A 22,419-nucleotide genomic window follows, 5' to 3' on the forward strand; every position below is an offset into this window, starting at 1 on the left:
AAATAGAATCCGTGCAAGCATGTTCAAAACCGCAATTATACTTTTCTTTTGTCCAGCAGCCTGGAAGCCAGGTTCCCGCCGAACTGGATCGATTGTACCAGAATGATCATGATGATGATCGTAAACGTCATGATCTCTTCCTCGAATCGCTGGTACCCGTAGCGGATCGCGAAATCCCCGACGCCGCCCCCGCCCACGATCCCCATGACCGTGGAGTACGAAATAAAACTGATCGTGGAGGTTGTCAGTCCGAGCGCAAGGCCCGACCTGGCCTCCACATACAGGAACTTGAATATCATCTGGATCGTGGAGGCCCCCATGGAAGCGGCGGCCTCCATCACTTCCTTCGGCACCTCCAGCAGGGATTGCTCAACCAATCTGGAGTAGTAGGCTACTGCTACGACGGATAGCGGCACGGCAGCGGCCACCGTGCCGAGCGATGTACCGACAATCCACCTTGTGACCGGAATCATGGCAACGACAAGCAGCAGAAACGGAAATGACCGTATAACGTTGACCAGAGCATTCAGAATGGAGAACAATAGCCGGTTCTCATACTGCTGTCCTTTTCGGCACAGAAATAGCAGTGTTCCGACCGGAAGACCCAGTATTATAGCGGCAGCAATCGATATGCCCACCATAATGAACGTCTCGCCAATCGCCCGCCATATTTCATGCTGATACTGGAGGACATAGGCCAAATAATCGTTCACGTATTGAATGATGTCATTCATAGAAGCCCAATCCCCCCGTTTCTCCAGCACCGTTAATTGGAGTTCCGGTATCTCGAGGCACCTCTTCATCCTGTTGGCGATTACGGTACGTTCGGATCAAGCGGCCGTCCTCCATCACGGACACATGGTCGCAGATGCCGTTCACCACGTCCATTTCGTGCGAGACGATGACGATCGTAACTCCGAGCGTCCGGTTAATATGTCTTAACACTTCCAGAATATCCGCCGTCGTCCGCGGATCCAGGGAAGACGTCGGCTCATCGCACAGCAAGACGGTCGGCGAATTGGCCAAAGCTCTGGCAATCGCTACCCGCTGCTTCTGGCCGCCGCTAAGCTGAGCAGGATATGACTTCGCTTTATCCTCCAGCCCGACAAAGCGCAGGACCTCCTGAACGCGCTCCGCACGGACGGCCTTGGGTACCTTTGCCAGCTCAAGCGGCAGGGAAACGTTGCCCCATACCGTCCGGTTGCTGACCAGTTGGAACAGCTGAAAGATCATGCCGATGGACCTTCTTGCCTCCCGAAGCTCCCTGCCGCCAAGGGCAGTCAGCTCCCGTCCATTCACCGAGACTTTCCCGGCGTCCGGTCTCTCCAGTACGTTCATGATGCGCAGCAGCGTCGATTTACCGGCCCCGCTGGCGCCGATGATGCCGTGTATGCTGCCCTCTTCAATATCGAGAGAGACGGCATCGATTGCCAGGTAACGGTCCGTGCCGTTGCCATAGCTTTTACTGACCTCTTGCAGCGAGATCATCCTAGAATCCCCCTCCTTGCCACATGAAGAAAGCCCGCGTGGCGATACCGCCTGCGAGCACATGATGCTGCAACAACAATTGAATCATACCATAATTTTAGACAAAATGTGACACCCCTTGCTCACTGCCAGAAAGTGCATGCTCTCAAGATAAATAAAGCTGATGTCCATACATGCCCGTTAAGCGTTCAACCGCCTTATCCAGCAAACCTTCCTCAAAACCCTCCAGGCTTTCGATGGCTTGAATTTTCTCCGCAGCCGGCATCTCCTTCTGTAGATGCAAACTCCAGTTCACGATCGCCTGCACCGCATCTTCATGCTCAAACTGGCCGTAATAGATATGCGCTTTGTACAGATAGCTCTCGGCATGCTCGGGCACCACCTTCAGCACCTCGTCAAATGCAGCCAATGCCGCATCTTCGTCCTGATCCTTGTAATAAATCTGCCCCAGCCTGAAATATGCCCCGGGATGACCCGGCGAAAGCTCCAGCACTTGCAGCGTATCCTCCTTCGCGCGCGCGTAGTCTCCCATCGAATAATAAATTCCGCTTCGCAGGCTGTACAGGCTTCCCTGCCCCGGGTTCAAGCTGAGCCCCTGAGCGCAGTCCGCCAGTCCCCGCTCGAGCTGGCCGGTCTCCACGAAGCAAACGGCGCGGAATTCATAGAATCGCGGATTGGACGGATGCGCTTGAATCGCCTGGGAATACGCATCGATGGCAAGATCCCACATGCCCATCTCCTTGTAAATATGACCGCTGGCCGCCAGGTATGTCGGGTGCTCGGAAAAGGCTTCTTCCTGCTTAACCGCTTCCTGCAGCTCCAGCAGCGCTTCCTCGTTGCGTCCTTGAAGATAGAGCACGTAGCTGAGCTTGTTGCGGATCTCGGTCCCGTCCTGGAGCGCGGCCGCTTCCTTCAAAGCCTGCTCCGCAGACGGCAGATCGTTCATCTCCATATAAATATCGGCACGCTGCACATAATTGGGCGCGTCATCATGCTCAAGCTTAAGCAGCTTGTCATTGGTCGCCAACGCCTCCTCCTGGCGACCCAGCCGGTAGTAGCAGTCGGCCATCCAGTAGCAAGCCAGCGGGGAATCCGGCTGTCTCGCATACAGCTTCGAAATCAGCTCGAAGGCTTCCTCTTCCCGGGCATCCTCGCGGTAGATACGGGCCAAATCGAAATAAGCGCGGTAATCGTCCGGTTCCGCCTCGATCGCCCACTCCAAATCGGCTTTGGCCGCAGCTTTGCTGCCGGACCGATTCAAGACCTCCGCCCTCTTTAAGTAAAGTTCGTACGTATCCGGATACCGTTCAATGGCCTCCGACAGATAGTGCTCGGCCTGCCCCAAATCCCCCAGCTGCACGTACAGATCCGCCATGGGCTTCCGGAAGGAATACGCCTCGCGCGCTTGCCGCTGAAACGTCTGGAAGGCGCCATAGCTGTAATTGGTGCTTCCCGCGAACATCGCATATCCGCCATCCGCTTCCGCTTCATACCGGTCAGCCAGCTGGATTCCCTCCTGCAGGACGCCCACGGCTTCCTGCACATGATCCATCAGATCCAGCGACACCGACAGCATGTAGTAATACATCGGAATGGCGCGCTCCGGCTTCTGGATGCTTAAACGAAAATAGTGCGCCGCTTCCGCCGGGTTCCGGCTCTCGTAATAGGCCATGCCCAGTTCATAGTAGGTCGAAATTACCGTGCTGTCGTCCTCACGCTTGATGCTTTCCTTCAGATCCCGGATCGCCTCGTCGTACTGGTTCAAATCCTTGTGCGCAATGCCCCGGGTATACCAGTTCATATAATTGTCCGCATTCAATCGAATCGCTTCATCCAAATCCTCGATGGCCTCGCGCTCCCGATTTAGCTCGCGCAGAATATGGGCGCGCCGCTCGTACGCGCGATGGCTGCCGCTCGTTTCGATCACGCGTCCCAGATAAGCCACGGCCTCATCCGAATAGCCGCTGTTGTGCAGCAGTTCCGCATAGTGCAGCTTGTCATTAAAACTTGTAATGGCGCTCTCGCCTTTTCTCATATATTTAAGGGCTTGCTCAAAATCCCGCTTCTTCCTGTAATGGTTACCGATACGGAACCAGATCCGCTTCATCAACTTCATGGTGGCTCATCCTTTGTATGTAGATGTTATTCTTGGGTTTCTTGGGCTCGTATGATTAGAGCCGGGGCAGCTTTCCGCCTTATCTCTATATTATACTTCCTCTATGTCCATTTGCACCCAAATTAAAGAGGAACCTCCTGCAGGCTCCTCTTTCGGTGTGTATCCTATTATATTGTATAAAGATACCAAAAATGTGCAATCCAAAATATTACTTCCGATTATTTAGTGAAATGCTCTTCCATTTTCCGCCATCGGGTTTTTCCGGCATGGTATGCGGCAATGCCTAGCGAAATTCCCCAGACCAGAAAAAGCGCATACCAGAAGTATCCCCACACCGCCATGGGGCTTGCATCTTGAGCAGCGTGCATCGGGGCCGACTGAACGCGTCCAACCGCTAACAGATACTGCAGGGCGAAATAGATAAATCCCCATAATGACAACAACACCGAACCGGCTGTTGCAGGAACAATTAACATCCATTTCGGCAGTCGTCTCCCCCAAGGCCTGATGAAAGCAAGCGCGAAAACGGCAGCCAACATAGCGATGGTTCCCATTCCCCAGTAGCCGATCGCATGTGACCAAAAATCATCCGGCGTCTCCTGGAAATCCCCGGGGAATGCAAACCCGAAGCCGAGCCCCCACCAATAATGGGGGAGGGCATACAGCACAGCAGCAATGCAAGCAACAACCCCCGCTTTTTTCATTCTTGAATCATTCATTTCATCACCTCAAGCTCATCTTACCTATCTAAAGAGAGCATTAAGTTGACTCGAAGTTTAAGTTTCGTTTAAGTTTCCGCTAAAACATAGCTGAGGTGCCGCTAGGAGTGGACTTCACTTCCCATGGCAAGTTCATTTCCTTTGTCTGCTCATAAGCGAGCGCTCCACATTCATGAGCACACCCGGTATCCGACCCCCCGGATCGTTTCTATTATTTGAGGAGAGCTTGAATCGATCTCGATTTTCTCCCGTAAATGGCGAATATGCACCATAAGCGATTTGTCGCCATGAATATACGGTTCCCTCCATACGGCCTCGTAGATTTGCTTTTGGGTCAATATTTGATTCAAATGATCGATTAAATACATGAAAATGTGAAATTGCTTGCCCGTAAGAACGATTTCATCCATCGTTTCCGTATTTAATATACGGTTCGTTCTCCGGTCAATATTTAAATGCTTCACCTGGAGGTTATCCGAAGCCATAGAACCAGAACGTCTTAACAGCACCTGAATGCGCGCAGCCAGTTCGTCGGGATGAAACGGCTTAGTCATGTAATCATCGGCAAAGGATAGTCCTTGCAGTTTATCCTCCATTGACGTTCTGGCAGTCAGCATTAAGATCGGTACATCCGGACGGCGCTGCTTGAACCGCTGGCCGATCGTATAGCCATCCAATCCTGGGATCATGATGTCCAGTATGACCAGGCTGCACTGTTCAAAATATTCCATAGCATCATGACCTGAAGTCCTCCAGATCACTTTATAGCCAAGTTCGATTAAAAAATCTTTGGACCAAGCGCCGATCTCCTTATCGTCTTCTATGTATAGAATAGTAAAACTCATCGTCTATGTTTGACTCCTTATGAGGGATATACTGGTAGTTTAGCATATTGGAGAGATACGAGGGCTCCTATTTGAAGCCCTCTCCTGATTTTGTCAGTATACCTTATGAATCACGTCTTCAAAATCGGGATCTTCCATATCGATATCATCCAGCTCGCCCCAGCGGCCCAGCTCTTTAAAAATATCAAGCGTGTTCATCTCGCGGCGGTTCACCTCAATCGTGACGGTGTTATCCAGAGAACCTGTCACGCGGATCGGGACGGAAAGATTGCCTTCCCCCTGAAACTGCTCAGGGATGGCAAAAGGTCCGCTGAAGGTCACGGTGATGACCGTAGGCAGCCCGATCGTCTCGCGCAGGGACTTCACCGTTCCATCATAGGAAAGCTCGCCGTTGTTAATGACCATCACGCGATTGCAGAGCTGTTCGATATCATCCATGTCATGCGTCGTAAGCAGGATGGTCTTGCCGAATTGCTCGTTGATCAGCTTGAGAAAATGGCGGATGTTCCGCTTGGCGTTCACGTCCAGGCCGATCGTCGGCTCATCCAGGAACAGCACGTCCGGATCATGCAGCATCGCGGCCGCGAGGTCGGCGCGCATGCGCTGCCCGAGCGACAGCTTGCGCACAGGCGTTTCCCAGAACGCCCGTAAATCCAGAAGTTCGGCAAACTGTCCGAGTCTGCGCTCCTTGTCCGCCTGATCCACGCTGTACATTTTCGCCAAAATATCGTAGGAATCCTTCACCGGCAAGTCCCACCACAGCTGGCTGCGCTGACCGAATACGACGCCTAGATTGTTCACGACGCTGCGCCGTTCCTTGTGCGGATTCATGCCTCCGATCGAAACGCGGCCCGAGGTCGGGTGGAGAATGCCGGTCAGCATTTTGATCGTTGTGGATTTGCCGGCGCCGTTCGGACCGATGTAACCGACGAATTCCCCCGGCTCCACTTGAAAGCTGATCCCCTTTACGGCTTCCTTCGTCCGGTATTCTCTCGTAAACAGGGTTCGCAGACCGGAGAAGCGCCCCTCCTTCACGACCGGCGTTTTGAACTCCTTGCGTATGTTGCTCACTTCAATCATGGACGCATTCCTCCTTTAGCTCCCTGTACTTTGATATTTCGTCAAACCAAACTGCCAGAATTTCAGACTTAAGATGAGACATAACAGAGCCGCTCCAGCCAACGCAGGCAGCACCCAGGCTCCGAGCTCGCCCCGCAGTATGTATAGCGACGGGACATAATTGACCAAACCGACCGGGACCACGATCAGCAGGATCGACGACATCCATTTGGGATACAGCGTGAGCGGATACTGGGCCGCGGTCCGGGCCGCATCCTCCGTCAAGTTCTGAAGCTCGGTGATCCGGGTCGTCCAAAAACCGAAGGTTGCGGTCGCAAGGCCGATCGAGAACAGGATGACGGCACCCGTGACGATAATGTACAGCGATTGCGGCACCGCGCTCCATCCCACCTGACCTGCCGCCATCATGCCATGCAGCGACCACCAGAGCAGAAATCCGCCCTGCAGCACTTCGCCCAGCATGATCCGGAATTTCTGCGGCATGAGCGCCAGCAGCACCGGCATGGGACGGGTCAGCAGCTGGTCAAGCTCCCCGTTGACCAGATATCTCTCAAGATGATGCACTTCATCCGCAAGCGTCCGGTAGAGCGTCTTCGACAGCGTCATAACGGCAAACAAATACCCGATTTCATGCATGGACCAGCCCTGAATGGCTCCGAACTTGTAGAGGACGATGGCGACCATGAGAAACTCGGAAATTTGGATCAATGCGGCAAGAAACGAAGCCAGGATGAAATTGAATTTGTACTGCATGCGGCTTTTGATGCTCGTACGGATCAGCAGCGCATACAGGGATAGCCAGGATCTCGCGGTCATCCTCCCTGCACCTCCACTTTCCGCCTTAGGAAGCGGGTAGCCAGCAGGCTTGCCAGCGTCAGCAGCACGCACCATGACAACGTGCCCCACAGATGAGAAACGTCATCGAAGCCCAGATAGATCCGGGTCGGCACATAGAGCAGATACGGATACGGCGACCACCAGGCAATCGCCTGAAGCCAGCCCGGCAGCCATTCGATGGGAATGAAGAAACCGGCCAGGAGATTGATCATCGCGTGGTTGCCCCAATACAACCAAGACGATTCCGTTGTCCATAATGCCGATGCGCCGATGAGATAGTTGATGCAAATCGATAAGTAGGCGGCGCCTGCGAGCGCAATGGCAACGTAGAGGAAGGTGACTGCTTTTCCGGGAAGCTGCAGCGAGAAGGCAAAATAATACACCAGGTAGATCGGGATTGATTTGTAAACGAATTGGTAGCCGATTTGACCCCATTCCTTGGCCATCAAATGACTGAACAAATGAACGGGACGCATCAAATCCAGGGAAATATGGCCGGTTCGCACGGCTTGGGGGATGCCGAGGCCATTCGTGACGAAACTGGAAACCCAGAGCGCGGCTTGCGTAAAGGTGATGTAGCCGACCATTCCCTGCGTTCCGTAATCTCCGAGCGCGTAATCGGCACCGAGACCGAGCCAGATACAGGCATACATGAAGCCGAACATCGCACTGGCGACATTGTGCACCATGTGAGCGCCGCGGTACTGCAAATTGCGGGCATAGGCTTTGGAAGCCAATGTGAAATAAAGCATGAAGCACCTCCGATAAGCATTTTAGATGGCGGACCCATCCACTTCAGACAAGGCGAAAATGAGAGAAGGACAATAGCATACCAGAACGTTCCATTTCTGGCAAGGATTTTTTCGCAAGGAACATCGGGTGATTATCGGGCCGAAAATCCGGCATGCAAAAAAAGAAGCCTTCTTTTCCCTAGGCCGGTTGAGAACAACAGTCATGGGCGTGCGAAGACTTCATCGTCATGAAAAGTAACCAACGGGCGGCGGGGCCATCTACTTCTCCCTGTTCGTTGGTCTATAAAACGGTATGAAGGGATGCTCGGCTTATGTAGAAGGGAGACGGCCGGGACAGAAAAAAGACGTGATTTGTCAGATCACGTCTTTATGCTTCATCGGCTCCTGAAACTCGCGGAAATAGTCTACCAGGAATGACTGGAACTCCGTCGCGGCCTTGGACAAGTAGCGCCGCTCCAGCCAGGCTACGGTAAAGGTGCGGTAGCAGGAAGGCTTCTCAATGCGCACCATCGCGTACGGGGGCATGTCGTCACCTTTGCATCCGGGTACAAATGCGGCTCCAAGCCCGGCCGATACGAGGCTGGACAATGCTGCCGGCTCATCGACTTCACATACGACTTCCCGGCTGATCCCGGCCAATCGGCAAAACTCTTCGTTCATTTTACGAAACGGATGGCCTGCCTTGTACTCGATGAAGGCCTCCCCCGCCACCTCCTGAAGGGAAATGCGGGACCGTCCCGCCAATCGATGGCCGTGAGGCACCGCCAAGAACACCTCCGCATGGAGGACCGGAATCTCCCGAATGTGGTCTTCGTCCAGGGCCGCCGCGGTAAAGCACAGATCGACTTCTCCGTTTTCCAGCATCTGCACCATCTCCATCGTGGAGTCGGGCGGAATCTGAATGATGCGAAAATTCACATCAGGATATCGCGCGCGGAAAGCGCCCAGGGTTTTGGACAGCCGAGGCAATGCCGTCGTTGCTATGCGGATGCTCCCCCGCTCCATGCCTGCCAAATCGGACACTTCCCTCCTGCCTTCCTCTAGGGCCGATAACGCCGTATCGACGCTTTTCAGAAAAGCCTTCCCGAATGAATTGAGCTTGATTTGCCGGCTCTGCCGATCAAACAGAGGCACCCCCAAATTTTCCTCTAAGCGGGCAATCGTCTTGCTGAGCGCAGGCTGGGCAATGCGAAGTTCCCTCGCGGCCTTGGTCATGTGCTCCATTCGGGCCACCGTCTGAAAATAATGCAGCTGAAGCAGTTCCATGAGATTCTTCCTCCTTTATTGATATCCTTGAGTATATGAATGCATGTCATAATATATATTTTTATTTATTAACTATCGATTGTAGAATAAATCGTAACCAAAGGAAAGGGGGAAATCACATGAACGAACATCAACAACCGCAACAGCCGTCGGCTGAAAAATTAATACGCATTCTGGCGTTTACGATGATTCTCTCGTCGATGAGCGCAACCATGTTTAATATCGTGCTTCCTGAAATCAGCCAGGAATTCCAGCTTTCCTTCGCCCAGGTCAGCTGGGTATCGTCGATTTACATGCTCATCTATGCCATAGGCTCCGTCCTGTACGGAAAATTGGCCGACACCTATAAACTCAAAAATCTGGTCACCTTCGGATTGCTTCTCTTCTTTGTCGGTTCCATCACGGGCTTGGCCGCACAGGCCTACTGGATGGTGCTGCTGGGACGAATCCTTCAGGCAGCGGGGGCAGCCGTCATTCCGGCAATCGCCATGATCATTCCCGTCCGTTACTTCCCTGCGGAAAACCGGGGCCGCGCACTCGGCATAACGGCGACCGGGCTCGCCATCGGCAACGCGATCGGGCCGGTGGTTTCCGCATTGGTCGTTAGCACGTTCCATTGGAGATGGCTCTTTTTCATTCCGCTGCTCATCCTGGCCACCCTCCCTCTCTATCGCAAATATCTGGACAATGAACAGGGCCAGGGCGCACGGATCGATTGGCTCGGCGGCGGCCTTCTGGCCGGAACGGTTGCGCTGCTGCTCCTCTCGGTGACCCAAGGCGGCTGGATATTCGGTTTAGGCAGCCTGATCCTGTTCCTTGCGTTCCTTCTGCGCATTCGTTCGGCTAAAGCGCCTTTCGTCCAGCCCCGTTTATTCCACAACCGAAGCTACACGGTCGGACTTGTCCTCGGCATGTTCATCATGAGCGTCGGTTATGCGCTGCCTTTTCTTACTCCGCAGCTGCTGTCGGATTTGAACGGTCTGGCTCCGGGATGGATCGGATTTGTCATGGTGCCCGGAGCCGTGGTCACGGCCATGCTGGGCGGAAGAGGCGGCAAGCTCGCGGATACCAAGGGAACCCGCTATTTATTCTATGCGGCTTCCACCCTGCTGCTGCTGTGCTTTGCCCTGTTGTCCACCTTCGCTGGCGTATCGCCGCTCCTGATCGCACTGTTCCTGATCTTCGGCAATGTCGGTATCATGTTTATGCAAATCTCGCTCTCCAAGACGATTTCCTTATCGCTGCCCAAAGAGCAAACCGGCGTCGGCATGGGACTGTTCTCCCTGCTTAACTTCCTGTCCGGCGCGATTGCCACCGGGGTTTACGGCAAAGCCGTCGACCTTGGCGCCGGCACCCGCTGGAACCCGCTGAGCATGGTACAGGGAGCTTCAACCTACAGCAACATCTATATCGTCTTGGTGGCGTTGCAAGCAGGAATCCTTCTGCTGTTTATGCTGCAATTTGGCAGAACGGCACAGCATAAGCTGCAGGTTCAAACTACCGGATCCAAATAAGGAACGGCAGCCAATGCGGGGTCGTTTGATGAAACATGCCTGCCCATCCGAAAATGATCCGGGGCTCTCATACAGGCCGCGCAGATCTGAATCCGCGCATGTCAACACAAAAACCACCGGAGCAACGCTTGGCTGTAGCCGCTCCGGTGGTTTTGATGATGTCCTGATGCCTTTAATTTTGTTGGATGCGATGGCGATGCTATGGATACTATGGTGCCTGCCTATACCTGGTAACCCTTATACGTCCAAACGCGGCTGCGGGCAGAGAAGAACATGCGCTTCTTCCTCTTGGTGCCGGCTCTAAGGTTACATGGCGGCGCGCTTCAGCTGTCCATGATATAAGTCGCTGTAGAACCCTCCCTGCTTCAGCAGCTCATCATGGGAGCCCTGCTCCAGCAGGCGTCCGTCTTTCAGCACCAGGATGCGGTCGGCGGAACGGATGGTATTCAGACGATGGGCTATCACGAAGCTCGTCCTGCCCTTCATCAATCGCTGCAGCCCTTCCTGGATCTTGATCTCCGTTACGGTATCGATGCTGCTTGTCGCTTCATCCAGCACCAGCATGGAGGGGTTGGCCAGAATCGCCCTTGCGATCGCAAGCAGCTGCTTCTGCCCTTGGCTGATGCCGCTGCCGTCAGGCTTGAGCATTTTGTCGTAACCGTCCTTCATGCGCACGATGAACGAGTGGGCGTTAGCCAATTTTGCGGCTTCCTCCACTTCTTCGTCGGTCGCATCCAGCCGGCCGAAACGGATATTCTCACGGATGGTGCCCTGAAACAGGAACGAGTCCTGAAGCACGAAAGCCATCTGCGAACGCAGGCTTTCCCTGCGGATCGAAGAAATGTCCCGGCCGTCCAGGGTAATGCTTCCGCTGTCCGGATCGTAAAACCTGGAGAGAAGCTGAATCAAGGTGGTTTTTCCCGCACCGGTCGGACCGACCAGCGCAATCATCTCGCCGGGCTTCGCTTCAAAGCTGATGCCTTCCAGGGTGTCCCCGTCTTTATCGTAAGAGAACGAGACGTTGTCGAACTTGACCGCCCCCTCTACGCTCTTCAGCGTGACGGCCGCTCCTTCATCCTTCGCTTCAACCTCTTCGTCCAGCACTTCGAATACGCGTTCCGCACCCGCAATGGCGGACAGCAGCGTATTCCATTGGTTCGCCAGATCGTTCAGCGGTCTCGTAAACTGCCGCGCGTAACTTTCGAATATAATGATGACGCCGATCGTAATATGCCCCTGGATCGCCAGGATGCCGCCAATGCCCGCCACGATCGCAAAGCTCAAGTTGTTGAGCCCGTTCATCAGCTTCGGAATGAAGCCCGATATGCTCTGCGCCCAGAAGCCCGATAGACGAATCCGTTGATTGCGATCATCGAATTCGCGGACCACCCGTTCCTCCTGGGAAAAAGCCTTGATGATTCGCTGCCCGGACAGCGTTTCTTCAATGTAACCGTTCAGATCCCCCAGATTGCGCTGACGCTCTTTAAACAGCGGGCCGGTCCGGCGGGTAATCCAGCGCATCCCCATCATCATCAGGGGCACGACCAGGAACGTCAGAAGCGTAAGCAGCGGGCTAAGCCATAACATGACGGTTAACGTGCCGATTAAAGTCAGCACGCTCGAGAAGATTTGAATGGCCGAGCTGTTGAGCGTCGAGCTCACGTTCTCGATGTCATTCGTCAGACGGCTCATGATTTCGCCCTGTTGACGCTTCCCGTAGAACGGAATCGGCAGCCGGTGCAGGTGCGTGAACAGATCCATCCGCATCCGGTACACGGTTTCTTGGGCGATGCCGATCATCCAGACGTTGTGCAGCCAGGTGGTTAAGGCCTGAAGGACATATACGACGGCCAGGCCAACCAGAAAGTACAGCCAGGCGGAATCGATGGTGCTCTCGGGATTTCGTACATCATCCAGAAATTTGTCCACCCCGACGCCGAGCAGATAGGGACCCAGCAGCGCCAGGCCCGAGCTGAACATCACCATCAGCAGCACGAGCGCGAGTTTCCCTTTGCGCCGGGCAAGATAGGTCCATATCCTGGAGAGGGTGCCCGACCAGTTTTTGGCCTTGGCTTTCGGCTTGCCGCCACGGCTGCCGCCATCCTTGTTCTTGTCAAGATCGAGCTTCGGTTTCGGGTGACGAAACGGTTCAGTGAATGCCTTGAGCATGATGCTGCGCCTCCTCTCCATATTGGGATTCATAGATGCGTCGATACAGAGCGGAGCTTTTCATCAAAGCGTCATGATTCCCTTTTCCGATCAAACGCCCGTCATCCAGCAGCAATATTAAATCCGCCGAAGTGGTCGAGCTGATCTTCTGCGTAATCAAAAACGTCGTGCAGGATAAATCCTTGAGGGCATCCAGCAGAGCGCCTTCCGTTCGGACGTCAAGCGCGCTGGTGCTGTCGTCCAGGATGAGGATGGCGGGCTTTCGCACGAGCGCCCTCGCAATCGACAGGCGCTGCTTCTGTCCGCCGGACAAATTGACCCCGCGCTGGCCCAGCATCGTGTCATACCCGTTAGGCAGATGCTCAATGGTCTCATGAATCTGAGCTCGGCGAGCAGCCTCCTGAATTTCTTCCATCGTTGCATCCTCGCGTCCCCAAGCAATATTCTCCCGCACCGTCCCAGAGAAGAGCAGCACTTCCTGCGGCACATAGCCGATGCCGCTGCGCAGGTTCACCTCATTGATCGTCGCGGCGTCCACGCCGTCCACGAACACGGTCCCCTTCTCTTCCTCGTAAAGCCGCGGAATCAGCTGGACCAGCGAGGATTTGCCGGAACCTGTGGCTCCCATGATGGCGATGCGCTCACCGGGCTTCGCTTCAAAGGAAATATCCGTCAGGACGTCGATGTCGCTGCCCGGATAACTGAAGCTCACTTGCTCGAATTTGACGCCCCCCTGAATATCCACTTTTCCGGCTTGGTCCTTGTTTGAGCCTGCCGCCGTATCCTCCGTGCCCAGCACCTCCTGCGCACGCTGGGCGGAAGCACGTCCGCGGGAAAAGGCAACGACGACCCAAGACAGGGCGGACATGGCGCCGATGCAGCGCAGGGAATAGTTGACGACGGCGACCACCTCGCCGACGCTGGCACTCCCGGACGCAATATCTTTGCGGCCGAACCACAGGACCGCCATGATCCCGGCGTTCATAACGAGGAGAATAAACGGCATCGTGGTCTCCGTTAATCGCAAGGTCGAGACGGTGGTGCTCATCAGCTTGCCGGAGGTACGGGCAAAGCGCTCGATTTCATGGCCCATGCGCACGAATACGCGGATCAAGCGAATCCCGGTCAGATTCTCCTGAATGACGCCGTTCACCGCGTCAAGCCGCTGCTGGACGGTGCGGAACGCATCGGCAGCCCGCTTCATGATCCAAGCGATGAAAATGAACAATACGGGCACGGTCAGCACAAGCAGCAAGCCCAGCTTCACATTCACTACGAGTGCCATGATAATGCTGCCGAGCACCACCAGCGGGACGCGCGTCATGAACCGCAGGCCCATGAACACCGTGTCCTGGATCTGGGTGACGTCACCCGTAAGCCTGGTAATCAACGATGAGGTGGCGAACCGGTTAAATATCGAATAAGAGAAAGACTGCACCTTGTCATACAATTGATCGCGAAGATCATAACCGAGCCCCTGACTCGTATGCGCCGCAAAAAAAGAGCTGGATATCCCGGCGATGAAGGCTATAATAGCGCTTCCAGTCAAAACGGCTCCCCACATCCATACGACGGACATGTCCTGCTTCTGTATGCCGTCGTCGATGATTTTGGAGATAAGCAGCGGCTGAATCAGCTCGACGGTGAGCTCGATCAGCATCATGGCAAGTGCCGCAATCGCTGCAACGCGGTACTTTTTCAAGATCGAGAAGACGATTCCCATATGCATTCCTCCGAGTGTCGAAGACCCTTATCCTATTCTTACATCATTTACCCATAGGTCTTCATGTAGTAGCAATATTAGTTCGTACCATGGCTGGATATGTCCATTATAATATATTTTCTCCTAGATCTTGCCGAAGGATGAAAATTATCGCGGGAAATCGCATTCCATTACCACTACACGCATGGCACAACATAAAAACCAGGATGACAGGCAGCGAAAAAGAGAGCCCGTTCACAAGGATCGTCTCCCGCGAATATGGCTCTCTTGCCGAAATATATGTCTATTCCACGGACTTCAGCGCTTCGATCATGTCGATCCGTTTCAGCTTGTAATGCATGGAAGCCATGACGATGGCCGAGAACAGCAGCGTCAGCAGCGCCGCGTAGCCATAACTGATTTCATGGATGGTGGGACTGAACATCATCGCATCCACTTCTGCGGTCAGGAGCACGAACCGATGCAGGAAAATGCCTGCCAGATTGCCCGCTATGATCCCGAGCACGGTCAGGATCATGTTTTCGCGATAAATGTACATGGTTACTTCCTTGTCATAGAAGCCAAGCACCTTGATCGTAGACAGCTCGCGTATCCGTTCGGATACGTTGATATTCGTCAGATTGTACAGCACGACAAATGCGAGGGCCGCAGCGGACACAATCAGGACGACCACCACGACGTTCATGCTGTCCATCGTATCGCTGAAGGCGTCGCTTACGCCGCTCGTGAAACTCACCATGGCGACCCGTTCGCTTGCGGTTAACGATTCCCCGAGCCGATCCTCCCACTCCGGATCGTTACGGTCATAAGTCAGCAGCTGGCTGTTTACTTCGGGCGCTGCTTCAAAAATATCTTCGTAGTACTTCGGCGTCATGTACACGTAGTGCAGGGCATAGTTCTCCGTGATCCCCGCCACGCGTATTTCAAAGGGTTCATTGTCGCTGTTCTGAACCGTGAAAGTGCTGCCAATGCCGAGACCGAACAGCTTGGCCAGCTTCTCGGTAATGATCGCGCCGTCATCCGTCAGCGACAGCGTCTGCCCCTGTTCGCGGGGCTTCAGCACGATAAACGAATCGATCTTCTCCGGCGATTGCGGCACGAACAAATTCACATCCTGGCCGTTCACGCCGGGGGCCGCCGCGGTCATCGCCTCCTGGGTCACGTTCAGGATTCCCGTAATCTCCGGAACTCCCGCTAGGCGCTTGTTATAGTCCTCCAGCCCGCCGCTCTCGCCGTTATCTTCTTGGAATACCACGGTCGCCTGGTGCTGCATGATTTTGCCGTATTGCATCGGCGCGATATCCCCGATGGAGTCCTTAAGACCGAAACCGGTCAGAATCAGGGCCGTGCACCCGGCCACGCCGCAGACCGTCATGAACATCCGCTGCTTGTAGCGGAAGAGATTTCGCGCGGTTACCTTTCCAATAAAGCCGAGCCGATTCCACACCCATGGCACTCGCTCCAGCCATATGCGGGATCCGTTCTTGGGCGCCCTTGGACGCATCAGGACCGAGGCGTTGCTTCGAAGCTCCACCCGCACGGCCACATAAGCCGTCATGGTGGTACAGAGCACAGCCACGACAACCGAGACGACGCTGTAGCTGAGATAGAAGCTGGTTCTTACATCGGGCAGATTATATAAAGCGCCGTAAGCATCATAGATGATGGCGGGAAACAGGGTAAAGCCGACGGCCAGTCCGGCAGCCGATGCGGAAACGCTCGCCAGCGTCGAGTAGACCAGAAACTTTTTCATCACGTCCCGGTTGCTGTATCCGAGGGCTTTCAGGGTTCCGATCTGGAGCCGCTGTTCCTCAACCATCCGGGTCATTGTCGTCAGGCTGACGAGGGCCGCAATCAGGAAAAAGAATACCGGGAACGCGGTGGCAATGGAAGATAAACGGTCCGCGTTATCGCTGTACTCGGTATATCCCGGGTTAACGCTGCGGTCCATGACATAGACCTTGGGAAGCTCAAGCTGATCAAGCTCCTTCTGGCCCTCAGCCACTTCCTTTTCGCCGTCTGCGATCTCCCGCATAGCCTTTGCTTTTTCCTCTTTGAATTTCTCCTGACCTTCCCGGTAGTCCGCCTGTCCTTGGGCAAGTTCCGCTTTCGCATTCGCGAGCTTGGCTTCTCCCTCCCGTCTGGCGGCTGCAAGCTCTTCCGTTCCTTGCTTGAACGTTGCCTCTCCCTGCGCGAGCTGACGCTCGGCTTCCCGAAGCTTAGCCTGCCCGTCCTTCAGCTCTGCTTCGCTTGCATCCAGCTTCTGCTGAGCCTGATCCAGCTGCAGCGAAGCCTCGTCCAGGCCACGCTGGAACTCGGAAGCCGCCTGTCGCAAAGCAGCGCCGTCCGATGCGCCGTCCATGAAGCCGGCGGCGGCCGCCCCTAGCTTCGGATCGGCTGACTGAGCTGCCGAGAGCAGCTCTTGCCTCTGCTCGTCCGGGATGGCCTCCGGGTCCAAGCCGGAGATTTGCTGCAGCGCCTTGGCCAATTGCTGTCCTTGTGCCAGCTTCGGCGCAAGCAACGCCCATTGTTGATCCAATTGGCTCTGACCCGTCTTGAGCTGATTCCGGCCCTGTTCCAGCTTCTGCTGATTGCGTTTCAGCTCCGCTTTGCCTTGCGAAAGTTCTTTTTCCGCCGCATCGAGTTTAGCCTGCCCTTGGGCCAGCTCGGCCTGAAGCTTGTTCACCCCATCGCGGTACGCTTGCTCGCCTTCATTCAGCTTGAGCCTGGCATCCGTTAACTCCTGCTCCGCATCGGCAAGCTGCCTCTTGGCATCCTCGATCTTGCCCATCGCCTCGTCCAGCTTCTTCTGCCCTTCTGCACGGATTTCCGCCAGCCGCTCCTGCGGCATGGCCTCCAGCGCCAGTTCAACCGCTTCTTTGTGGCGGCTGATTTTATCGTCGTACTCTGCTGTATAAGGAGCAGGTTCCGCCGTGTCTTGAAAGGTCATATAGACTTCCGTATAAACAGGCAGTTTAAAATCCTTCTCCGGAATAACGGCAAATACATCCGCCGTCCCTTTGCCGATACCGCTCGTTCCCCGGCTCATGCTGCTTATGAACAGCGGGCTTTTCGCTCTTCCAACGACCGTATACGTCAGATGATCAAACGTTTCCCCCAAATCCGTTTCCTGATCCGGATTGGTAAAGGTGACCTGATCCCCTATTTTAAATTCGTTTCCTCTCTCTCCTGCATCGATGACGATTTCGCCTGCAACCTCTGGCATTCGCCCCTCTGTAAGCACATATTGATTCAGATTATTTCCTGGGTCATAGGAGAGCACCTTCGCGATCCGCCCGCTGTCGCCGAGAAATACGTCCGCGCCGTAGCCCGGTTGAACCGCATCCACGCCGGCAACCCGTTTCAGCTTTTCAATATCGCTTGGTTCTAGACCCAAGGTCGATTGAACCTTAAGGTCCATCAGTTTTAAATCCTTATAGTAGTGATCCGCCGTATCCAGCATATCCGGCCCGGTGGCCTTGATCCCCGCGAAAAAGCCAACGCCGAGCATAATAATCGCAAAAATGGACAGAAACCGTGCCTTTGTCCGCGATATTTCCCGGAAAATATCAGTCCATAACGCTTTCTTCTTCATCATCGATGTCTCCCTACCACTCAATGCTGTCTACGGAAACGGGATTCGGATTCACCACCGTCTTCCGAACCTTGGCATTGTTGATCTCAATGATGCGATCGGCCATCGGTGCCAGGGCAGAATTATGCGTAATGACGATAACGGTCGTTCCCGTGTGGCGGCAGGTGTCCTGGAGCAGCTTGAGCACCTGCTTCCCGGTATGGTAATCAAGGGCACCCGTGGGTTCATCGCAGAGAAGCAGCTTCGGCTGCTTGGCAAGCGCCCTGGCAATCGCCACCCGCTGCTGTTCGCCGCCGGACAGCTGCGCCGGAAAATTGTTCAGGCGCTGCTCCAGGCCGACATCCCGCAGCACTTGTTCGGCATCCAGAGCTCGGGGCGAAATCTGCGAGGCTAACTCCACGTTTTCTTTTGTCGTCAGATTGGGAACCAGGTTGTAAAATTGGAACACAAATCCGACGTCATTGCGCCGATATCCCGTCAGCTCCTTGCTGTTAAACTTGGCAATGTCCGTTCCATCCACCAGCACTTGCCCCTCATCGGCGGTGTCCATGCCGCCCAATATGTTCAGCACCGTGGATTTTCCTGCCCCGCTGGGACCGACGATAATCGCGAACTCGCCCTTTTCGATCTCCAGGTTGATTCCGTCGTTGGCTACAATGGTGGTCTCGCCCATCCGATAGCGCTTATATCCATCCTTAATGCTCACAAAAGCCATGTCACTCCATTCCCAACTCATCGTTGCCTTTTCGGCCTGGAACGTTATGTAGAATCTTAAGTAACCCAAGCGGTCTATAAGCGCGTCAGCTGCAGGATGGTCAATGTTTATACGGATACGTACTGCGGCGTCTGCCTAAACCTGTGCAGCGGACTATTCTATTTGCGCGTTCTTCGTTGTTAGATTCACTTGTTTGGCTTGTCCTGATCCGTGAGTCCATCCTTAAAACCAGTGTAGCATAAACAAATCCGCCAAAGAAAACGCTGAATAGCCCCAGACGGCTAAGTCACAGAATGTTCCAAATTCGCATGCACGAATGGCACAAAAAACGCTTCTTCACCCGGGAAGAAGCGTTCATTATAAAGCAATGATAAACATCCTATGATTTCCAGAAGATCGCCCGGTCCTCCGCACGAAGCTTCATTACGAAACCGGAAGGGTCCTGAGCCGTGTACCCGATCGAATCCACGATCCATCTGCCCCCCGCGTGCTTGTATTGAATCGTGGCCAATCCGGTATCCCGGAGACGATGCTCGCTGGTTCCCGTCTCGTGGGTCGCGTCGGTCATAAGCTTAAAATAGGGATCGATCCGTTTGACTTCTTGAGCAAGGGCTTCTCCTGGAACCAAAACTTCAAACTCGCTCCGCTCCGGGAGGCGGCTAAGCCGCCATTGATCCGTGAGATGTCCGCCTCGGGGATAAAAGAACGAAACCAGCTTGCTGCCATCCGCCATTTCGTGAATTTCATACGTATAGTCCCGTTCCTTTCTTACGATATCCGGTTTGCCGTATTGGCTTTCAACCGTATATGAATCCGGGGCATACGACATTAGCAATCGATATACAAAAGGAATGTTGATCTCGTTATGAAGCGTAATATCCTCATCGGCTTTTCCGATACAAAGCAGCAGGAGGACTAACAACACCGCGATTGCACCCAAGCGCAATCCTGCTGCCCGAGCTTTAAACACGCCGTCCGTCCTCATATCATTCGATATGTCCCGTCAACGCCGCTTCGGGGATATTTTGGCCCCGGATCCAATCCCTGAACGAAAAATCAAGCACGCCGCCCTGAGCAAGCGAGGTCATGACCCTTCCATCTTCGAAGGCGTACGAAAAGGTATGCAGCGTTCCGAACAAATCGTCGTAATCCGTAAAAAACAAAGGGGATTTGGGATCCTTAAACAAACCGAAGACCTCGGTTTGGGTTAACCGTTCCGCATCCAGACTGTCGAGGTAACGTTTACGCCGCAGGGAATGCTCGATGGCAGGCCTGTTTTTGCCCGTCAACTCCTCATAATGGTTAACGCAGGCAATTGCCGCCTCCCCGCCCGCACGGGGAATCACTTGGTCCGGGCTTGCCTCGACAACGGCCATGTTGCCCTGTGCATCTCCTATTGAAAAGTTATAACAAGCCGCATGGGGAATATGGCGCAGCATATAAGACGCTTCTTCTGTCGTGCCGCACGATTCCAGTATCATCCGAACGCCGACCCAAGGCGACAGTCCCGTCTGGTATCCGTCAAAGCTGACAAAATGCAGCCCGGCGGCAAGCCCTTGCTCATTCACCCCGTCATGCCTGCCTATGGCCTGCAAATTATAGCCCGCGGTTGCCAGGCCTTGATCGGCTTGAGCCACAGTAAAATAACCATCGTAAAACGCAGGCGTAAAATCGTAATTTCTTACGTAATACGAAGCCGTGATCATCGCCGAGCAGCCCATGGCCGCGATTTTCGGGACGTCGTATCCGCCCAGAAGCGCCGCGGCTTTGGGAAAGGACATTTCCAAGCCTTCCGCCAGTCCCTCAAGCTCCGATAGCAGCTGCGGGGCAAACTCGTTATAGATGCTCTTCAGCTGTTCCGTGTCGATCTCCGGTTTGGTGGCCGCTTCAAAAGCTTTCAATATGGGCTGATTTCGCAGGCTGCGGCCCAGCTTCAGCCCGTTATGATAGTTATCTTCTCTAAGCTGCAAGATGTTTACCTTGTAATCTGGCATTTTGATCCCTCCACCCAGACGGTATTCCTTATGGGAATATATCCCTCATCCGATTATAGATGGAATTCGCTCTCCTTCCAATAAAAAAAGCTCCACCCCCGCATGTTTGCATGCTTGGAAGGAGCAAAATTTATGCTCGGGGCAATTGTTCAAATACGTGAACGTATTGCTCGTATTTTTCGGACCAGGCGTCTTTGCGCGATTCAAGCATCCTGCCATCCAGCAGTGCTTCGATGACGTCCAGGCATACGTCCCAACCGGCTATATCCTTCGGCGTATGATCCGTGATGTTCGTTATCGTCTCGATCAGCACCAGACGGCAGCCTTCGGCCTCGGGATGCAGCTCAAAACGCACCCGGTCCTCTCCCCACGTATACTCCAGTACCGATAACTCCCGATAGTCCGTAATCTCAAACTCTTCGAACGTTCCGTCCTGCATGTCAAAGGTAATTCTTCCGCCTTGGCGCAAATCCTCCACCTTCAGCTCCGAGAACCACTGCTTCAGCTTGTCATTATCCGTTAGATAGGACCACACCTTCTCAACCGAATGCTTCAGGCGGCGTTCAAATCGGACGGTCGTTCCGAACTCGTCTTGCTGTACAACAGCCAGCATCACTCATCCTCCTTATGGAATGTTTGATTCAAAAATGGTTCATCCAATCCGGCGGCCTTAGGATGATTACGGAGCTTCATCCTCATCCAGGAGCCTCTCCAGATCATCCAGCTTGTTCGTCCAGAACTGCCGATAGGGCTCCAGCCAGTCGTGGATCTCCTCCAGAGGCTTGGCATTCAGGCTGTACACATGCTTCTGTGCTTCTTTCCGCAGCGAGACAAGGCCTGCGTCCCGCAAAATGCGCAGATGTTTGGACACGCCGGGTTGGCTGAGCTGCATGAGCTCTACAATCTCCCCCACCGTACATTCTTTCACGCGCAGGTAGTCCAATATCGTCCTGCGGTTCGGCTCTGCCAATACTTCAAAAAGGTTGTCGTTCAACATGTTTATTATATTACTATGCAGTTATATTTCCGTAAAGTTATATAATAGGCTTACGCCATCTTTGAACAAACATAACGCCTTCTTTATAATGTAGCTATTGATGTCCGGTTTTAACACGGTAATACGGGATTGCCCCAGCCAAGAAGGAGGAATGACGGAAATGCCCAATATTATATTTTTGCGCGACCCTGATCTGCCGTTTTTGGAAATCAAACAATGCGATGCTTTGGATCATCTGGCCTACAAAAAGCATTTTCACGAAGAAATCTCCATTGGTCTCATTGAGCAAGGGGCTACCCGCATATGGTCTGCCGGGAAACGGTATGAGGCTGCTCAGGGACATATTGTGCATTTTCCGCCGCTGCTCCCTCATGCTTGCCACCCCGAGAATTCCGCCGACTGGAAATATACGATGGTCTTTATCCATCCCCGGTGGCTCGACCCTGCGCCCGCCCGCTATCATCCCTCCCAATCCGATATGCCCATCCTGCTGCCGAAATATCAAAACGATCGCTGCCGAAATCTGGTTCATTCCTGTAGAATAGGGCTTCAGCAAAAAGCCACTCCATTGGAGATTGAATCCATGCTGATGGCATTAATGCGGGAAAC

19 protein-coding genes are annotated in these 22,419 nt (G+C 54.0%); 2 read left to right on the forward strand and 17 right to left on the reverse strand.

Annotated elements, in window-relative coordinates; translation table 11 throughout:
• Nucleotides 1-35: 35 nt before the first annotated feature.
• The 9 genes from HMPREF9412_RS11785 to HMPREF9412_RS11825 form a co-directional block, all read right to left on the reverse strand.
• Complete coding sequence (locus HMPREF9412_RS11785) at nucleotides 36-734, reverse strand: methionine ABC transporter permease (protein ID WP_009591649.1); 699 nt, start codon at nucleotides 732-734, stop codon at nucleotides 36-38.
• Nucleotides 727-1,488, reverse strand: coding sequence for a methionine ABC transporter ATP-binding protein (locus HMPREF9412_RS11790; RefSeq protein WP_009591715.1), 762 nt, complete (start codon nucleotides 1,486-1,488; stop codon nucleotides 727-729). Before HMPREF9412_RS11790 ends, HMPREF9412_RS11785 begins: the two co-directional genes overlap by 8 nt.
• A gap of 145 nt (nucleotides 1,489-1,633) precedes the next feature.
• Nucleotides 1,634-3,604 (reverse strand): tetratricopeptide repeat protein, encoded by a 1,971-nt coding sequence (locus HMPREF9412_RS11795; RefSeq protein ID WP_009591595.1) that lies wholly within the window; start codon nucleotides 3,602-3,604, stop codon nucleotides 1,634-1,636.
• A gap of 218 nt (nucleotides 3,605-3,822) precedes the next feature.
• A complete protein-coding gene (locus HMPREF9412_RS11800) occupies nucleotides 3,823-4,323 on the reverse strand; it encodes a DUF3995 domain-containing protein (RefSeq protein WP_009591737.1) in 501 nt (166 codons plus the stop codon).
• A 170-nt stretch (nucleotides 4,324-4,493) separates the two neighbouring features.
• The gene (locus tag HMPREF9412_RS11805) at nucleotides 4,494-5,168 is read right to left on the reverse strand and encodes a response regulator transcription factor (protein ID WP_009591748.1); all 675 of its coding nucleotides are present in this window, start codon (nucleotides 5,166-5,168) and stop codon (nucleotides 4,494-4,496) included.
• Between the two features lie 93 nt (nucleotides 5,169-5,261).
• Nucleotides 5,262-6,248 carry an ABC transporter ATP-binding protein gene (locus HMPREF9412_RS11810; protein WP_009591636.1) on the reverse strand — a complete coding sequence of 329 codons (987 nt, stop codon included), beginning with the start codon at nucleotides 6,246-6,248 and terminating at the stop codon, nucleotides 5,262-5,264.
• 15 nt (nucleotides 6,249-6,263) lie between these two features.
• Entirely contained in the window at nucleotides 6,264-7,064 is an 801-nt protein-coding gene (locus HMPREF9412_RS11815; RefSeq protein ID WP_009591717.1) for an ABC transporter permease, read from the reverse strand.
• Entirely contained in the window at nucleotides 7,061-7,837 is a 777-nt protein-coding gene (locus tag HMPREF9412_RS11820; RefSeq protein WP_009591706.1) for an ABC transporter permease, read from the reverse strand. Before HMPREF9412_RS11820 ends, HMPREF9412_RS11815 begins: the two co-directional genes overlap by 4 nt.
• Nucleotides 7,838-8,191: 354 nt before the next feature.
• Nucleotides 8,192-9,103 carry a LysR family transcriptional regulator gene (locus HMPREF9412_RS11825; protein ID WP_009591624.1) on the reverse strand — a complete coding sequence of 304 codons (912 nt, stop codon included), beginning with the start codon at nucleotides 9,101-9,103 and terminating at the stop codon, nucleotides 8,192-8,194.
• A gap of 119 nt (nucleotides 9,104-9,222) precedes the next feature.
• Between HMPREF9412_RS11825 and HMPREF9412_RS11830 the strand changes: the two genes are divergently transcribed.
• On the forward strand, nucleotides 9,223-10,617 hold the full coding sequence (locus HMPREF9412_RS11830) for an MFS transporter (RefSeq protein WP_009591598.1): 1,395 nt from the start codon (nucleotides 9,223-9,225) through the stop codon (nucleotides 10,615-10,617).
• A 306-nt stretch (nucleotides 10,618-10,923) separates the two neighbouring features.
• Here the strand turns inward: HMPREF9412_RS11830 and HMPREF9412_RS11835 are convergent, their stop codons facing one another.
• The 8 genes from HMPREF9412_RS11835 to HMPREF9412_RS11870 form a co-directional block, all read right to left on the reverse strand.
• Nucleotides 10,924-12,786: an ABC transporter ATP-binding protein gene (locus HMPREF9412_RS11835; protein ID WP_009591688.1), complete on the reverse strand. Its 1,863-nt coding sequence runs from the start codon at nucleotides 12,784-12,786 to the stop codon at nucleotides 10,924-10,926.
• On the reverse strand, nucleotides 12,767-14,509 hold the full coding sequence (locus tag HMPREF9412_RS11840; protein WP_009591615.1) for an ABC transporter ATP-binding protein: 1,743 nt from the start codon (nucleotides 14,507-14,509) through the stop codon (nucleotides 12,767-12,769). The genes HMPREF9412_RS11835 and HMPREF9412_RS11840 overlap by 20 nt, the downstream gene beginning before the upstream one ends.
• Before the next feature lie 283 nt (nucleotides 14,510-14,792).
• A complete protein-coding gene (locus tag HMPREF9412_RS11845) occupies nucleotides 14,793-18,107 on the reverse strand; it encodes an ABC transporter permease (protein ID WP_009591697.1) in 3,315 nt (1,104 codons plus the stop codon).
• 10 nt (nucleotides 18,108-18,117) lie between these two features.
• The gene (locus HMPREF9412_RS11850; protein ID WP_009591627.1) at nucleotides 18,118-18,819 is read right to left on the reverse strand and encodes an ABC transporter ATP-binding protein; all 702 of its coding nucleotides are present in this window, start codon (nucleotides 18,817-18,819) and stop codon (nucleotides 18,118-18,120) included.
• Nucleotides 18,820-19,198: 379 nt separating this feature from the next.
• A complete protein-coding gene (locus HMPREF9412_RS11855) occupies nucleotides 19,199-19,789 on the reverse strand; it encodes a hypothetical protein (RefSeq protein WP_254664034.1) in 591 nt (196 codons plus the stop codon).
• 16 nt (nucleotides 19,790-19,805) lie between these two features.
• Nucleotides 19,806-20,813 carry a C45 family autoproteolytic acyltransferase/hydolase gene (locus tag HMPREF9412_RS11860; RefSeq protein WP_009591574.1) on the reverse strand — a complete coding sequence of 336 codons (1,008 nt, stop codon included), beginning with the start codon at nucleotides 20,811-20,813 and terminating at the stop codon, nucleotides 19,806-19,808.
• A gap of 130 nt (nucleotides 20,814-20,943) precedes the next feature.
• Entirely contained in the window at nucleotides 20,944-21,426 is a 483-nt protein-coding gene (locus tag HMPREF9412_RS11865; RefSeq protein WP_009591680.1) for an SRPBCC family protein, read from the reverse strand.
• Nucleotides 21,427-21,492: 66 nt separating this feature from the next.
• Nucleotides 21,493-21,810 carry an ArsR/SmtB family transcription factor gene (locus HMPREF9412_RS11870; RefSeq protein WP_009591672.1) on the reverse strand — a complete coding sequence of 106 codons (318 nt, stop codon included), beginning with the start codon at nucleotides 21,808-21,810 and terminating at the stop codon, nucleotides 21,493-21,495.
• Between the two features lie 160 nt (nucleotides 21,811-21,970).
• Here HMPREF9412_RS11870 and HMPREF9412_RS31690 point away from each other — a divergent pair.
• The coding region (locus HMPREF9412_RS31690; protein ID WP_009591619.1) for an AraC family ligand binding domain-containing protein at nucleotides 21,971-22,419 on the forward strand (449 nt) is incomplete at its 3' end.

This window comes from Paenibacillus sp. HGF5, assembly GCF_000204455.1.
Classification (GTDB): domain Bacteria; phylum Bacillota; class Bacilli; order Paenibacillales; family Paenibacillaceae; genus Paenibacillus_AQ; species Paenibacillus_AQ lautus_A.